Here is a 14,412-nt window from a genome sequence, read left to right as displayed (position 1 = left end):
TTACTGGATAGCGCGGTGAAGCGAAGTCCTATACCGGATCGAAGGCGCGGATCGGCGGCAGATTGCCGGTGAACTTCTCCACCTCGACGGTCGTCAACTGGCCGGTGCAGCCTTGGGCCAGGGATGAGGTGCCAACGTCGCGGGTGAGCACGTTCGGATTGCCGTGAACGCAGAGCGGCGCCTCGTCTTCGGGATCCATCGGATCGTACCAGGCGCCGGTTGGAAGCTGGACCACGCCGGGCGCGATGCCGTCGGTGACGTGGACCGCGGCCAGGCACGCGCCACGCTCGTTGAACAGGCGGATGATGTCGCCGTCCCGGATGCCACGCGCGGCCGCGTCAACCGGGTTCATGCGCGCGACCTCGCGGCCGCGATGCTTTGAGCTAAGCGAATGTCCGCCGAAATCGAGCTGGCTATGCAGGCGCGTCACCGGCTGGTTGGCGACGAGGAAGCACGGTGCGCCGGGCTTCGGCATATCGGTCTTGTCGAGCCAGACCGGGTGGCCGGGACAATCCGCATCACCATGGGCCGCGATCTTTGCCGAATAAATCTCGATCCGTCCGCTCGGCGTCGGCAAGGCGTGATTGACCGGATCCTCGCGGAAGCGGCGCAGCCTGCCACCGTCGTCCGCCTGTTGCGGCACGACCAGGCTGCCGCGCGCCCAGAACTGGTCGAAGCTCGGGGCTTCGAGGCCGCGTTTGGCAAGCGAGGCGCGGGTCGGCTCATAGAGATGCTCCAGCCACTGCCGCGACGTGCGTCCCTCGGTAAATGGCTCACGCGCCCCGAGACGTTCGGCGAGATCGGCAAAGATCTCGTAGTCGTCGCGCGAAAGCCCAAACGGCTCGGCGATCCGGTGCATAGCGACCATCAGGGGATCGTTGGTGGAATAGCCGATGTCCTCGCGCTCCAGCGTCATCGTCGAAGGCAGCACGATGTCGGCGTGGCGGGCGGTGGCGGTCCAGGCGAGCTCGTGCACGACCAGCGTGTCCACCTTCGCGAAGGCCTTGCGCAGGCGGTTGATGTCCTGATGGTGATGGAACGGATTGCCGCCCGCCCAGTAGACCAGACGAATGTCCGGATAGGTGCGCGTCTCGCCGTTGTAGCGATACGTGGTGCCGGGATTGAGCAGCATGTCGGCGATGCGCGCCACCGGAATGAAATCGGCAACGCCGTTGCGGCCCTGCCCCAGCGTCGGTCCCGGCACGTCGTTGACGCGACGGCCGTAATAGCCGATCGCACCGAGCGAATAGGCGTAGCCGCCGCCGGGCAGGCCGATCTGGCCGAGGGCCGCCGCCAGCACCATGCCCATCCACACCGCGCTGCTCGCCATGCTCGGCGCGCTGCAGCGAATGGGAGACGGTGATGAGCGCGCGCTTTCCGGCAAGACGCCGCGCCAGCTTGCGGATCGCATCCGCACTGACGCCGCAGATCGCGGCGGCCCATTCGGCGTGCTTGGCTTGCCCGTCGCTCTCGCCGGTGAGATAGCGCAGGAAGATTGGCCAGCCTTCGGTGTAGCGATCGAGGAAGGCCTGGTCGTGCAGGTTCTCGCTGACCAGCGTATGGACGATGCCGAGCATCAAGGCGGTGTCGGTACCGGGCACGCAACTCGTCCATTCGGCGCCGGCCTCGACCGGCAGATCGTCGCGCAGCGGGCTGACCAGGATGAACTCGCAGCCGCGCGCCCGCGCCGCCGCCATGGCGCCGCGCTCGACATGCTTGCTGATCGAGCCGCCGGCCACCATGGAATTCTTCAGCGCCATGCCGCCGAATGCCAGCACGATCTCGGTGTTATCAGCGATCTGCTCCCAGGTGACGTTGCGCTTGGTGATGTCCTCGTAACCGCAGAGGATCTGCGGCAGCAGCACCGAGGACGCGCCCGAGGAATAGGTGTTGACCGAGCGCACGTAGCCGCCCATCGCGATGTTGAGGAAGCGATGCACCTGGCTCTGGGCGTGATGGAAGCGGCCTGCACTCGACCAGCCATAGGAGCCGCCGAACACGGCGTCGGGTCCGCGCGTGTCGCGGATGCGGCACAGCTCCTCGCCGAGCAGGTCGAGCACCTTCTCCCAGCTCACCGACACGAATTCGTCGCGGCCGCGGCGATCGTCGGGGCCCGGCCCGCACTCGAGCCAGCCGCGGCGAACCGCCGGCTGGGCGATGCGCGCCTGGTGGCGGAGCGCGCCGGGAAAATTGTCGATGATGCCGTTCGGATCGGGGTCGCCCGCATAGGCCCTGACCTCGAGCCCGGCCGCGCCCTGACGGGCGGAGAACACGCCCCAATGCGAGGTGTGCGGCTTGAAGCCGTCAGACAGGTCGAGACCGGGGTCGGGAAAGCCAATCGTATCGTCCATCGTCTGATCCTTGTTCCGCTCCGGCCTGCAATCGGGGTGGTAATATACCGATCCGCTCCGGACGTCGTCGAGATCAGCGTTGACGGAAACGCTTGCCTGCCCCGCGCAAAGTCAGCCTTGGCTTGCGGTCAACTGCGGCCGCCGACGATCATGTCAGGGACGCGGCGATAGCCGGAGTTCGGCATCATCCACTCGCACAGGAATCGACCAACAGCTCCCAGATCCGCTGCGCCTCTTCCCTCTTGTGGGTCTCCCGCACCTTCTCCGCGCTCGACCGATCGCACGCATCAATGGTGGGTGTCTCGCGAGGCACGATCCACCGCTCCGAGATCGGGTCGTACCACTTTCCGATATTCATCTCAGTCACGTCGGTCGGCTCACAGATTTGATTACGGTTGGGTGATGCGCCTGCTGCGGGCTCATTGAGCCGTTCGGCAGCGCGCCAGACGATTCACCAATCAGGAGCTCGTGCGATCGTTCCCGCCGGCCGCGTCATCCTGGCCGGGCCGGATGCATCGTGCGCGGATGCCGCTCGTGCAGCAACCGCGCGAGCTCCTCACGCTCCGTCGCGCGCCCCTTCATGGCGGTCTCGAACAGCGCTTCCTGGATGTCGCGAGGCATGTCGCCCCACACCTCCATCGCAGCACGTCCGAGCAGGCCCGCAAGATGATCCACTCCATCGCTCATTCGGCTCTCCTGATCCGCACCGGGAATGGAACAGCCGCGGCCGCACGGCGTTCCACTGCCATCATTGTGAAGAGAGCAACAAGCAGGTCGAGCGCCTCGACAAGATCTTCGCGAGGCTCGGCAAGGACCCGAGCGACACGCATTGTCCAGCCACCGACGGCCTGATCAAGGCAGCCGACGAACACGCGATCAGATGAACGGCTTGCCACCGGTGACGGCCAGCGTTGCCCCCGAGGTGTAGCTCGAGAGCGGATCGGCCAGCATGACATAGGCCGTCGCGAGCTCGGCCGGCTGGCCGGCGCGCTGCATCGGCACCTGCTTGCCGAAGTTCTTGACGGACTCCTCCGGCATGGTCGACGGGATCAGCGGCGTCCAGATCGGGCCCGGGGCAACTGCGTTGACCCGAATCCCTTTCCCGGCCAGCATCTGGGCGAGCCCGCCGGTAAAGTTCTGAATGGCGCCCTTGGTCGTGGCGTAAGCCAGCAGGCTCGGGTTCGGCATGTCGGAGTTCACCGAGGCGGTGTTGATAATCGCGGCTCCCGGCCGCATGTGGGGGACGGCGGCCTTGGCCAGATAGAACATGGCGTGGATGTTGGTCTCGAACGTCCGCTGCCACTCTTCGTCGGTGATATCGGCGATGTCCTTGAACGTGGCCTGATGCGCCGCGTTGTTGACGAGGATGTCGATACCGCCGAACTCCTCGACGGTGCGACGCACGATGGCGCGGCAGTGATCGGGATCGCTGATATCGCCGGGGATCAGGACGATCTTGCGTCCTTCCCGCTGCACCAGCGCCTTGACCTCGGCCGCATCCTCGTCCTCGTTCAAATAGGAGATGACGATATCAGCGCCTTCACGCGCGTAGGCGATCGCCACCGCGCGGCCGATGCCGCTGTCGCCGCCCGTGATGATCGCCTTCTTTCCCGCCAGACGCCCGGCGCCTTTGTAACTCTCCTCGCCATGATCGGGCCGCGGCTGCATCGGCTGCGTCGAGCCGGGGATCGGTTGCCGCTGCGCAGGATAAGGCGGCTTCGGATAGTCGGTCATGGACAACTCCCGGTGTTTGCTGCGCTAACGGAGCGCCGCCGAAAGTGTTCCTGGGTCTGCACGCCAATTGGCGGTCAGGAAATCCTGCTGCTCCAACATGTTCAGGAGGAGTCCATTCGGGTCCTTCTCACAGAGGCAGCGTTAGCGGCCGCATGGCAAACGCGAGGAGCGGCAGAATCGCAACGGGTCGCGGCCGAAGAGCTTGTGCGGAGAGCGGTCCCTGCCAAGGACGCTCTTCAGCCCTCGCGCAGCCTGCTCACGACAAGCCGATGCAATCCCTTGCGGTCTTGCCGAGCGCCAGCTGGAGGCGAGTCACAACGAGAGATTACCGTGCCCCGACATGCTCACCGTTTCATCATGGGAACCATATCTGTGGTAGCCAGTTGGCTTGCTGTTGAGCTGGGAATCTGCAGAGCAGCTCGACACCGGCATGCGTTCGAGCGCCGGGGCATCCGTCGGGGGCCAATCCCATGATGGACCACGCGACCAGAGTTGGTAATAGGTTGTTAGCAGCGTTGCCGCCGGCAGATTTTGCTTTGCTCGCGCCTCATCTGCGGAAAGTCGTGATCGAACGGGATTCCGTGCTCGTCCGATCGGGCGATCGGATCGGGCATCTTCTCTTCCCCCTCAGCGGAGCGATCGCCGCCATCGTGGAGCTGCCGAACGGGCAGACAGTCGCCACGGCGGTCATCGGCCATGAGGGAGCTGTGGGTCTGACGTCAGCGCTTGGCGCATCCCACTCGCCCTCGACGGCGGTCGTTCGCATATCAGGGGCCGCGCTGCAGATCTCGCCCGCGCAATTTCTGGCAGCCCAACACCGCAGCCCCCCAATCACATCCATGGTGCAGGTTTTCACGAGATCGTTGTTGACGCAACTTCAGCACGTGGCGGCCTGCAATGCACTACATTCCGTCGAAGCCCGCCTAGCGTGCTGGCTGCTTCACATTCACGATCGGGCAAATGGCAGCGATCTCCTCCCGCTGACTCAGGAAACATTGTCGGAATTGCTGGGCGTCCGCCGCACCACCGTCACACATGTCGTGAGCACAATGCGCGCATCAAGAGCGCTGAAATCCAATCGACGCGGTCAGCTTGAGATTGATCGGCCCCGGCTCGAAGCCGTGGCATGCGATTGCTACAAGGTCATGAGCCGCAGAATCGATCGGATAGTCTCGCACGGCGCGGTCGGGCTCGTTCATGGGGCTGCGGCGCGGAGCGCCTCCCGCCTCGCCCGGAAACCGAATAGCCGGGACAGGCCCGTAGAGCCGGTTCGCTTTCGCGAGCCACCCGCATGTACCCTCGCCATTCGGCAAAAGTGCACGAGACTCGGTCGTCGCAAACGCCCAATCCTGCGTGGAAGCGAACTCAAGAATTCTGCAGCTTTGGGCTGGCTCCCCCCGCTGAAGCGAACAATGGGCGGAAAGTCCCGTCATTCATTCGCCTTGGGATGCTCGTCAGAACAGCCCGGCTTATTGCGAGCAAGCAGCACGGACATGAGCTTTGCCTGTGCGAAGCTGGAACGACGGCTCGCAGGTCCGGGCTCGGCTATGGGGACTGCCCGCCTTGCGCAGCTTGCGTTGACGATTCTCCTCTCGACCTACCCGCTCTCTGAGCTTCTCAAGCTCCGCGAGCTGGGTGACCAGCGCATCGAGACGCTCTTGAAGCATAGCCGCAGGACTCTCCGCTCGAACGCGGGTATTCATGACAGGCCTCCTGATCGAGGTCTTAGGAAGAACTCGCCCACTCTTGAGAATCGGGAAAACTATGCAATCCTAGGACAATCGCACTAACATTTGGCAAGTTGAGTCCGCAAAAGCGTTGCGGCGGTGCGTCAAGAGGCCACGCGGCCGACGTTTGGCTTGTCGGAGCAAAGGCCCAGCCTTGCCAGGCCGTACGGCCGCCCACAGGCTCACGCATGGGCTGAGAAGACTCCTATTGGCTGGATTCGGTCGCGCTCGAAATCCGAGTGTTAGCTCCGGGGCAATCGGCCTTGCGCTTTTCCTCGTTTTCTTCTGCGCAATCGAGCCCACCCTGCGCGCTTGGAATTCCAGAGCTGCCGCTAGTTGCGAAAGGCCCCTTGGCGCTGCCTCCACCACCACCAGACCCACCGCTACCGCCGGATCCGCCACCGCCTGATGTCCCTCCGGCGCGAGATGACCCAGCAGAGCGACCGCCAGGTCCTCCCCCACCCCCTGATGACCCGCCGCTGGAGCTGCCGGGCCCTGCCGCGGACGACCGATCGTTATCGAAGAACGACTGACCCCTGTCGTTCTGCGTCACTCGATGCAGGCCGCCCGAAGTTGCAATGGCTCTTGAGGTCAGGGATGTCGATAGAAGCAGGGTCATCACAGGTGGCGTCACGGCCGCAAATCTTCCGCAGGTTTTCAAAAACGCCCGCCGGTCGTCGTCTTCGTTGCCGTCCCGGGTCACGATACGCTCTCCTCAGTTTAAAATTTTATTTACAGTATTATATATTAAATGGGCTTTCAACCAAGAATTTTCTTTACTCGGCCGGCGTTGCTGAACGTGCGCCGCCGGCAGATCGCCGGCAATTTCCGTGCTCTACCCTCCACTTCCTGGCGCATCCCTGCCGCTCGCGCGCGATTTGGACTTGCGCCCCGTCATTTAATACAGTTAATTTGTATTTAACAGGATCGAGCGCAGGCTCGGCTACAATGGATCATTGCGATGCCACTGCAATTCCATCGCTCCGTCCGGGACATGGAGATCTGGAGCGCGACCAGCGAGGGCTTCTCGTTCGTGATCAGTTTCGGAAGCCCGAGAGGTCCGGGCTTTCACGGACGCTCCGGCTATCTGGCGAGCTGGCGTCCGCTCCACAAGAACCAAGCCGCAATCAAGATTGGCGGCTCGCCCTTTCGAACGTTAGCCGAGGCCGAAGGGGCCTGCCGCGACATGGCTGAGCATCTGGCGCCACATTAGCTCGCACACGCTCCGGAAGACGCCAGGCGTCCTCGTCATTTCACGCCAGCCGGATGCTGATGCAACAGATCAGGGGAATCCGGCTCACGCGGCGCTCCATGCAGCTCGTTTCGCGAAATCGCCAATGCCGCAAGAACCGTGCGATTGCTGATATCCAGCTTCTGGAAAATATGATGAAGGTGGACCTTGATCGTACCGTCGGCAAGGTTCAACCGACGCCCGATCTCCTTGTTCGATAGTCCCTCTGACACGAGCCGCATGATCTGGCGCTCCCGGTCCGTCAGTTGCGCCAGGGGCTTCTCACCGGCGCGGGACTCCTCGTTGGCCTGCCCGGTGCTCGGCGAGGCCGCTGCTTGGCCCTGGACGGCCCTCCGCAGCGTTGCCAACAGCATCTCGGCATCCGAATCCTTCGAGAGGACGACGCAGGCGCCGTTCAAGGCCAGCCTTTGCAATTCGCAATCGGCCGCATTACCGGTGAAGAAGACTACCGCGGGACCAGGGCCCGCAGCAGTTGCAAGTGCGAGGATCTGCTGCCGGCCGACATCGGGCAGTCCAGCATCGACAAGCGCGACGTCAGGCACAAGAAATCGGATTGCCTCAATGCAGCTTGCACCATCGCTGCACGACGCAACGATCGTAAAATCACGCTGCGTCGCAAGAACGCTCCTGATCCCTTGTAAAACGATCGGATGTCGGTCCGCGATGACAATTCTGATGCGGCGCATGCTTCCCCTGCCTAGTGCTAACAACCCCCCGTGCAGCCATTTAATCCAACAATCTCTCTTGAAACGCGCGAGGATAACCAGTCCGCTCGGCCATAACGTCGCACCGTCTCAAGTCTTTGACAGCCCCGGCAATGTCGATGGCGGCGCCACCCTAACTTGAGCAGCAAGTAGGCGCAGCACCGTAAGAATGCGGTGCTCCACACAAGTTCAAGACCGCGAATTCCTCGACGAAAACAACGTTCTTTCGACAACGCCTGATAGATCGAATCGACAAATTCTCTCTGAGAATGTCATCGGCGCACCGATTGGCTGCCTTGTTATTATGGTCAACATCCAGTTAACCTCGTTGGCGCCATTATTACGAACGATATATTGGGACATTCACGATTCAAATCTAACATTCGACGAAATTTCGGCAAACGCGAGGCCATTCGAAAAGCCTCGCCTCTGAAGAAGGAGGCAAAAGTAATACTATTCATCAAAGCGAACTGCGTAATCAAGCACGAAAATGGCTGCGTCTGATCGCAGCCCGTGTAGCACCGATGACAACCGGTCACCCAAGATGGAGCTGCATCTTCGTCAATTCAGCAACTTCAATGGACCGTGACGGGCATCGTTGGCAATGAGTAGGTGGTCATATGTATTCTTCAGCTGTTTTGCGTCAAACTCATCAGGCTCTCATCGTTCAATTCACCGAATTGCAGAACCTACGTAGTCGCGTGTCCAAGGCCGAGCAGCGGATGCTTGGTAAAAGGCGACCCAGCCGGCGACGGGCACTTTGCAGACGCCCGCTCGGTCGGACGGCCGGCCCGAGCCGGTAGCGTCAACAAGCGTCGGAAGTGCGCGCTGGGGCTGCTCCGCGACGGATCATGCTTGCCGGACCGGGCTTGGACCTGATATCCCCTCCACCTTCGTTTAGACGGAAGTAGTTGGGGACGGCTTCCATGGATAAGGACGACTGGACATCCGCCACGACGGCGGAGCTTTGGCGGCTGTATGATGAAGTGACCACGGTCCTTGGTCGCAGAATGACCGCGGAAAAAGCTAAGCTCGAAGAACGGCTTCGCAGGATAGAAGGGAATGCCGGGGGTGAGAACGAGGGACGCGCACGCCGCCCCTACCCTCCTGTGCTGCCGAAGTACCAGAACCCCAAGAATCCATCCGAAACCTGGTCTGGTCGCGGCAAGCAACCTCGATGGCTGAAGGCCCAGCTTCGCGCCGGCAAGAAGCTGAACGACCTTCTGATCGACCGCCCGTCCGGACAAAGGCGCCGCCGGGCCGGCTGAACCTCCGACTGTCAGTGGGACGGGTGTCAGGACCGGGCCGCAGGCGCCACTTTAGCGCGTGCGGTCCTCTTTCTCGTTAGGACTGCCGTCGCCACCACCGTTGCCCTTGCCATTATTGCCCTGCACAAGGTTTCCGCCAGAGCTGGCGATGGCGGTTGAGGTCAGAGAGGTCGAAAGCAGCAGCGTCATCGCGGGAGGAGTGACGGCGGCAAATTTTCCGCAGCTCTTCAAGAACTCACGACGGTCTTCACTGTCGGTGTCGAGTTGGGTCATCGGCTTTCCCTGCGATCGTCGACGATAGAAAATAAGCGGTTTTAGATGCGTCGCAAGTTAAATATGTTAATTTCGACTTTTAAATTATCTGGCCGCAACGACATCTTGATTGCCATCGCGCCGACGCCCCCGTCGTGCGCAGAACGTTGAGGTGAACTCCTGCGCATAGTGCAGGCCTGCAACGCACCTCGTGAGATCCGGGGCCAGCTTATACCAATCGCATTATATGCACACGGCGCGTTTGACTTTTTTAAATTAGAACTCTTATAATTTTAAATTGAATTTAAATGATACTGGCATATCGCTCTTTAGCCGCCGCTTCGGCGCAAAGAGGCTAGAGCAGCCACGGCACATGCGCCCAAACGACCGCTATTCCCAACTGGCGAAAACGAGAGGCAGTTCATGATCGGAGCCGAGGCCGGTCCAGCATTCAGGCAATTGCGGTCTGGCTTCGACACCGCCTTCCGGCCGGGCTTCTCATTGCCGCGTCTGGGCGCCCTGATGAGCCGTGCCCTCACCGAAACTCTCTTAGACCTTTCGGAACTAACGGTTCTCACCGAGGCTGCGACCGGCGCGTATGCCGTGACGGCTGTTCTCGCAGCGATGGCCGGAGCCAGGCACGTCTATGCCTTTACGAGAACTACGCGGCACGGCACCTCAGCTGAAGCAAGGGAACAGACCCTGAAGCTGGCAGATTCGGTCGGTGTGGCCAATCGCATCGACATCCTGGAGCAGATCACCCCGGATATTCTCCATCAGACGGATATCGTAACCAACAGCGGCCACCTTCGCCCCCTTACGGCCGCGCTCATTGATGAGCTGCCAAGGGAGGCCGTCATCGCCTTGATGTTCGAGGCCTGGGAATTCCGCCCCAAGGACCTCGACATGCAAGCATGCTTACGGCGCGGAATTCCGATCGTCGGCGTGAACGAACGCCACCCGTCAGTCGATGTCTTCTCGTTTCTTGGTCCGCTGTGCGTGAAGCAACTGCACGATTGCGGCTTATCCGTTTACAAGAATCGCATTGCTGTGCTGTGCGACAACGACTTCATGGGCTCACTTCGCTCCGGTCTCGCGAGCTCGGGCGCGAGCGTCGAAGTCTTCGACAACGTCGAGGCCGTGTATCGCGACCAATGGGATGCAATCATCGTCGCGCTGCGACCGGCGGTCGGGCCTCGTATCGGTTCGCCGGAAGCAGCTCACCTCGCTGCGCGCACGCCCGCAGGTGCCATTGTCGTGCAGTTCTGGGGGGATATGGATCGAACCGTATTGTCAGCGAATGGCCTGGGCGTCTGGCCAACAACGCCTCCGGGATTGGGGCACATGGGCATTCTGCTGTCGGAGATTGGCCCCGAACCGGTCGTGAGACTGCAGGCCGGCGGCCTCCGCGCTGCTGAATGGGTTCGGCGCAGCGGAACTGTCTCGTCGGATGGACTGGCGCAAATCGTTGCTCAGCCGCCCGATCACGCTCCGGCCAATCCACCCTAGGCCTTCTCGATGAGTTCGATGAGCGTCAGCGTCGCGGAGGCGAGAAACACTATGCGGCGCAGGTCGAACGCGACCGCGGGCGCGGGTGGCGATACGGGAAGATACTGCCGCGCCCTGAAGCAAGCGATCGCATCGTCGAAGTGGGCCACTTCGTAAGCAAGATGATAAAATTTGCTGCCCCGCTTCAGGACCCCCGCCACCGGCGATTGTGCGCCGACCGGCTCAATGAGCTCCAAGCGCGGACCGCCGCCTGACACGAATTGAATCCGAACCTGCTGGATCGGGTCCTCAAACGTAGGTCCTTCGGGACTGTAGCCAGCCACAGCGAGTTCGGGCAGCTCCGCCGCGATGTTGCGGCACGCCATTCCCACATGATGAAAATGCAAATCCATGCTGTTCCTCTCTTCCTTGCCAGCACAAGGAGACCGGCCCGTTCGGCCTGGTAAGAAATGTCAGGACTATCGATCCCCGCAAGCAGGTAATCGACACGAACTTTCCTCCGGGGCTCCGCAGACCGGAAGAGGCAAAGGACCCACGATCCGGGCGCTGTCATGAGGTGCTCAGGAGACAGACAACTCCCGACTCCAGCGTGAATCCGTCGCCTCGGCAGCGCGATGGGCTGCTGATCGGGCTAGCCGCTTAACTTTCGCGCGCATCGAGGAGCAGCGCCGACCAGGCCTGCTTCAACCGCGGATAATCTTCGCGCGACATCCGAAACGTAATCACATCATCGCCGTTCCACCAAGCCTTCGGCGCAATCCTTTCGATCTGGAAACCAAGGCGAATATGGAAGTTCTTTGCGGGCGCGTTCTTGCTTTGCACGTTGGCGACGACGACCGAAAGCCCCAGCTGCCCGAATGCGAACTCGAAGAACAGATCGAATATCTCCGCCAGAAAGAGGCGCGCGCCAGGATCGACGATCAACCGCGCGACTTCGCCCTGTCTCGCCGCGAAATCCAGGTTCGCAAGCGCGATGCTGCCAGCCGGCCTCTTCGAGCGCTTGAATTCGGCGATGAAGTAGTAGTCGTCCACCCTTGCCTGATATTTTCGGAAAAACTCTTCCTGCTGGGCTAAGGTCAGCTCTTCGCGGGTCAGGAACTTGCCGAGAACAGGGTCATTCCGCCAAGCGATGATTTGCGCGGAGTCCTCCAGCCGGACCTCTCGGAGGAGCAGGTTATTTCCTTCGGGAAGCAGCTTGAGATTCTCAGCCTTGGCGGAAAGCATGCCTGGGCTCGGCGGCTCCAGTCCCATATGCGCTGTCATCTATTATTACACCGCAGTTGATGTCATTTAAATATATTTAATTGACCAAAACTTTATCATTATTTAATGTAGGAGACAATCAAATGATGCTGCTGCCTTTGATGGAGACCCGCCATTCTCGCTGCTGTACCCGTATTGCCGGACCGGCCCATCAATGATGCCGAACTCAAGTCCCTGGCGTTGTCCGGCGATGCCACCTTCTGGGGGCATCTTGCCGCCCGCTCGCGGCAAGCGACGAGCTTTTCTGAGCTGTTCTTTCTGTCGACGCTTCGCAAAAAGGCGAAGCCTTATGCGCCCGAAGGCGTCCAGCCAAGACTTCGCCTCGCCTTGATCGGCGGCTACAACCTCTATCCATTGCACGAACTGGTTGAACATCTCCTGGCCATTCGCGGGGTCGAGTGCGAACGCTTCCTCGGCGAGTACGATAATTTCGTCTCGGAGATCCTCGACGGCTCGAGCCCACTTTACGCCTTCAAGCCGGATCTCGTCTTCATATTGCCGAACGCGAGCCACTGCCGTTTCTCTGGCTCGCTCCTCGACGCCGTGGAACATCAGCGCGAAGCCGCAGTCGGCGCCGCCGAGCACCTCCTCAACCTCGCGCAGACTTTCACCGCGCGCTCAGGCGCGACGGTGATCCTCGCCAATTTCGCGCTGCCCGGCGATCTCGATCTCGGCTCGTTTCGTTCACGTACGCTTGGCGCCGATTGGAGTTTCCGAAAGGCGGTAAATCTCGAGCTCGGGCTTCGGGCCCCAGCTGAGGTGCAGATCTGCGACGTCGAGTTCCTCTCGGCGCGCCGAGGGCTCTCGGCCGCGGCGGACGCGCGAGCGTGGTACGAATCGAAGCAGCTCGGCTCACCTGACTTCCTCGTGGACATCGCACAAGAGCTAAGCCATCTGATCGCCTCCAGGAAGCAAGGCCCGAAGAAGGTGCTGGCAATCGATCTTGATCATACGCTATGGGGCGGCGTGATCGCGGAGGACGGTATCGAGGGAATCGAACTTGGCAACTCGTCGCCCCGCGGCGAAGCTTTCAAGGCTTTCCAGAAGTACCTGCTTGGGCTTTCCCAACGCGGCGTCCTGCTTGCGGTATGCAGCAAGAACGACCATGCGCGCGCGATCGAGGTATTCGAGAAGCATCCCGAGATGGTGCTCCGGCTGGAGCACTTCGCGGCCTTCAAAGCCAATTGGGACCCGAAGTCCGACAACCTGCAGCGGATCGCAGATGAACTGCGCCTTGGCCTGGACAGCTTCGTCTTCGCCGACGACAACCCGGCGGAAATCGAGATCGTGCGACAATTTCAGCCCCAGGTCGAAGGCGTGCTCCTCGGGCCGGACCCCGCCGAATTCATCGCTCGCCTCCAGGCCGGGCGCCATTTCGAGCCGCGGAACGTCACGGAGGAGGACCTCGAGAGGACGGCGCAGTACAGGCAGGAACAACGACGTACGGAGCTCGCGGCGAGCGTAACCGACATGCCGTCGTACCTGGCCTCGCTCGAGATGCGAGGCACGATCAAGGAGTTCGACTCGCTTGACGTCCCCCGCATTGCCCAGTTGATCGCGCGCAGTAACCAATTCAACCTGACGACGGTCCGTCGGTCCGAGACTGAGATCCAGGGACTCCTGGGCAGGCCGGGCTACCGGTGCTTCACGATGCGGCTCGAGGATCGATTCGGTGATTCCGGGCTCATCTCGGTAGTCATTGCGGAAATCGAAGGCGGTGTCTTCGTTGTCGATACCTGGCTCATGAGCTGCCGCGTGCTCAAGCGCCAGGTCGAGGACGAGATCATGAACGAGATTTTCCGGCTTGCAGAGGTCGCCGGCTGCACGAAGGTGCGTGGCATTTATCTTCCGACAGCAAAAAACGGGATCGTCGCCGGAATCTACGAGGAATTCGGCTTCGCACGTACGGAAGACTCCGCTGACCGAAAAGAGTTCGAGCTCAAGGTTGAGAATTACCAGATGCGTTCGACGAAGATCCGCATGACCCGGAGGGCTTATGAACCAGGCTGAAGTACTGGCGAAATTGCAGGAGGTGTTCGACGGCATCTTCCTTGAGAAGGTCGCGGCCAAGCCCGAGCTATCAGCGGCCGACGTCGAGGAGTGGGATTCGCTCATGCAGATCTCGCTCGTCATCGCCATCGAGCAGAAGTTTCGCGTACGATTCCGCGTTGGCGAAGTCGAGGCGGCCCGGAACCTCGGGGAGTTTGCTGATCTGATCGCGAGACGGATGGAGCCGTAAGCGCCAACAGTCAATCCGGACGCCATCCGTGATCGCAACTTCCAGGAGAAAATTGCCATCCGTGCAAACGTCGCTTGCTTCACACGAGCAATTAAAAGTGAGAATAATAACCG

Annotated in this window: 12 protein-coding genes and 3 pseudogenes; 7 read left to right on the top strand and 8 right to left on the bottom strand. The window is 61.2% G+C overall.

Translation table 11 applies throughout. The annotated features are described in order from the left end of the window. Positions 1–28 precede the first annotated feature (28 nt). Positions 29–2,351 (bottom strand): annotated as a pseudogene (locus ACVIIV_RS17685) (molybdopterin guanine dinucleotide-containing S/N-oxide reductase). Between the two features lie 492 nt (positions 2,352–2,843). Beyond that, the gene (locus tag ACVIIV_RS17680; RefSeq protein ID WP_456745291.1) at positions 2,844–3,038 is read right to left on the bottom strand and encodes a hypothetical protein; all 195 of its coding nucleotides are present in this window, start codon (positions 3,036–3,038) and stop codon (positions 2,844–2,846) included. A gap of 71 nt (positions 3,039–3,109) precedes the next feature. Here ACVIIV_RS17680 and ACVIIV_RS17675 point away from each other — a divergent pair. After that, positions 3,110–3,235: pseudogene (locus ACVIIV_RS17675) on the top strand (DUF892 family protein); the annotation flags it as partial. On the opposite strand, the gene ACVIIV_RS17670 reads toward ACVIIV_RS17675, so the two are convergent. Beyond that, on the bottom strand, positions 3,228–4,085 hold the full coding sequence (locus tag ACVIIV_RS17670) for an SDR family oxidoreductase (protein ID WP_456745290.1): 858 nt from the start codon (positions 4,083–4,085) through the stop codon (positions 3,228–3,230). The pseudogene ACVIIV_RS17675 and the gene ACVIIV_RS17670 overlap by 8 nt on opposite strands. 470 nt (positions 4,086–4,555) lie before the next feature. Between ACVIIV_RS17670 and ACVIIV_RS17665 the strand changes: the two genes are divergently transcribed. Then, the gene (locus ACVIIV_RS17665; RefSeq protein WP_456745289.1) at positions 4,556–5,875 is read left to right on the top strand and encodes a Crp/Fnr family transcriptional regulator; all 1,320 of its coding nucleotides are present in this window, start codon (positions 4,556–4,558) and stop codon (positions 5,873–5,875) included. Positions 5,876–6,173: 298 nt separating this feature from the next. Here the strand turns inward: ACVIIV_RS17665 and ACVIIV_RS17660 are convergent. Further along, positions 6,174–6,518: pseudogene (locus ACVIIV_RS17660) on the bottom strand (hypothetical protein); the annotation flags it as partial. Positions 6,519–6,773: 255 nt separating this feature from the next. Here ACVIIV_RS17660 and ACVIIV_RS17655 point away from each other — a divergent pair. Next, positions 6,774–7,025, top strand: coding sequence for a hypothetical protein (locus ACVIIV_RS17655; RefSeq protein ID WP_456745288.1), 252 nt, complete (start codon positions 6,774–6,776; stop codon positions 7,023–7,025). A 35-nt stretch (positions 7,026–7,060) separates the two neighbouring features. Here ACVIIV_RS17655 and ACVIIV_RS17650 read toward each other — a convergent pair whose 3' ends face one another. Then, on the bottom strand, positions 7,061–7,750 hold the full coding sequence (locus tag ACVIIV_RS17650; RefSeq protein ID WP_456745287.1) for a LuxR C-terminal-related transcriptional regulator: 690 nt from the start codon (positions 7,748–7,750) through the stop codon (positions 7,061–7,063). A gap of 944 nt (positions 7,751–8,694) precedes the next feature. Between ACVIIV_RS17650 and ACVIIV_RS17645 the strand changes: the two genes are divergently transcribed. Beyond that, positions 8,695–9,036: an H-NS histone family protein gene (locus tag ACVIIV_RS17645; RefSeq protein ID WP_456745286.1), complete on the top strand. Its 342-nt coding sequence runs from the start codon at positions 8,695–8,697 to the stop codon at positions 9,034–9,036. Positions 9,037–9,087: 51 nt separating this feature from the next. Here the strand turns inward: ACVIIV_RS17645 and ACVIIV_RS17640 are convergent, their stop codons facing one another. Further along, a complete protein-coding gene (locus tag ACVIIV_RS17640) occupies positions 9,088–9,309 on the bottom strand; it encodes a hypothetical protein (RefSeq protein ID WP_456745285.1) in 222 nt (73 codons plus the stop codon). Between the two features lie 402 nt (positions 9,310–9,711). On the opposite strand from ACVIIV_RS17640, the gene ACVIIV_RS17635 reads away from it, so the two are divergent. Further along, positions 9,712–10,797: a hypothetical protein gene (locus ACVIIV_RS17635; protein ID WP_456745284.1), complete on the top strand. Its 1,086-nt coding sequence runs from the start codon at positions 9,712–9,714 to the stop codon at positions 10,795–10,797. Here ACVIIV_RS17635 and ACVIIV_RS17630 read toward each other — a convergent pair. Beyond that, positions 10,794–11,189 (bottom strand): VOC family protein, encoded by a 396-nt coding sequence (locus ACVIIV_RS17630; protein ID WP_456745283.1) that lies wholly within the window; start codon positions 11,187–11,189, stop codon positions 10,794–10,796. The two genes, ACVIIV_RS17635 and ACVIIV_RS17630, sit on opposite strands and share 4 nt — an antisense overlap. Positions 11,190–11,436: 247 nt before the next feature. Continuing rightward, entirely contained in the window at positions 11,437–12,021 is a 585-nt protein-coding gene (locus ACVIIV_RS17625; RefSeq protein ID WP_456745282.1) for a GNAT family N-acetyltransferase, read from the bottom strand. Positions 12,022–12,195: 174 nt separating this feature from the next. On the opposite strand from ACVIIV_RS17625, the gene ACVIIV_RS17620 reads away from it, so the two are divergent. Together ACVIIV_RS17620 and ACVIIV_RS17615 are read left to right on the top strand one after the other, a co-directional pair. Continuing rightward, positions 12,196–14,070 (top strand): HAD-IIIC family phosphatase, encoded by a 1,875-nt coding sequence (locus ACVIIV_RS17620; RefSeq protein ID WP_456745281.1) that lies wholly within the window; start codon positions 12,196–12,198, stop codon positions 14,068–14,070. Beyond that, positions 14,057–14,299: an acyl carrier protein gene (locus tag ACVIIV_RS17615; RefSeq protein ID WP_456745280.1), complete on the top strand. Its 243-nt coding sequence runs from the start codon at positions 14,057–14,059 to the stop codon at positions 14,297–14,299. Before ACVIIV_RS17620 ends, ACVIIV_RS17615 begins: the two co-directional genes overlap by 14 nt. Positions 14,300–14,412: the final 113 nt, after the last annotated feature.

The sequence above is a fragment of the Bradyrhizobium sp. USDA 4354 genome, assembly GCF_054060315.1.
The sequence above is the reverse complement of the archived record's forward strand: the minus strand, read 5'-3'. Positions and strand labels throughout refer to the sequence as shown.

Bases quoted from the DNA above. Each gene is read 5' to 3' on its own strand.
- ACVIIV_RS17680 (WP_456745291.1), bottom strand. From the start codon at position 3,038: ATGAGCGATGGAGTGGATCATCTTGCGGGCCTGCTCGGACGTGCTGCG.
- ACVIIV_RS17670 (WP_456745290.1), bottom strand. From the start codon at position 4,085: ATGACCGACTATCCGAAGCCGCCTTATCCTGCGCAGCGGCAACCGATC.
- ACVIIV_RS17665 (WP_456745289.1), top strand. From the start codon at position 4,556: ATGATGGACCACGCGACCAGAGTTGGTAATAGGTTGTTAGCAGCGTTG.
- ACVIIV_RS17655 (WP_456745288.1), top strand. From the start codon at position 6,774: ATGCCACTGCAATTCCATCGCTCCGTCCGGGACATGGAGATCTGGAGC.
- ACVIIV_RS17650 (WP_456745287.1), bottom strand. From the start codon at position 7,750: ATGCGCCGCATCAGAATTGTCATCGCGGACCGACATCCGATCGTTTTA.
- ACVIIV_RS17645 (WP_456745286.1), top strand. From the start codon at position 8,695: ATGGATAAGGACGACTGGACATCCGCCACGACGGCGGAGCTTTGGCGG.
- ACVIIV_RS17640 (WP_456745285.1), bottom strand. From the start codon at position 9,309: ATGACCCAACTCGACACCGACAGTGAAGACCGTCGTGAGTTCTTGAAG.
- ACVIIV_RS17635 (WP_456745284.1), top strand. From the start codon at position 9,712: ATGATCGGAGCCGAGGCCGGTCCAGCATTCAGGCAATTGCGGTCTGGC.
- ACVIIV_RS17630 (WP_456745283.1), bottom strand. From the start codon at position 11,189: ATGGATTTGCATTTTCATCATGTGGGAATGGCGTGCCGCAACATCGCG.
- ACVIIV_RS17625 (WP_456745282.1), bottom strand. From the start codon at position 12,021: ATGCTTTCCGCCAAGGCTGAGAATCTCAAGCTGCTTCCCGAAGGAAAT.
- ACVIIV_RS17615 (WP_456745280.1), top strand. From the start codon at position 14,057: ATGAACCAGGCTGAAGTACTGGCGAAATTGCAGGAGGTGTTCGACGGC.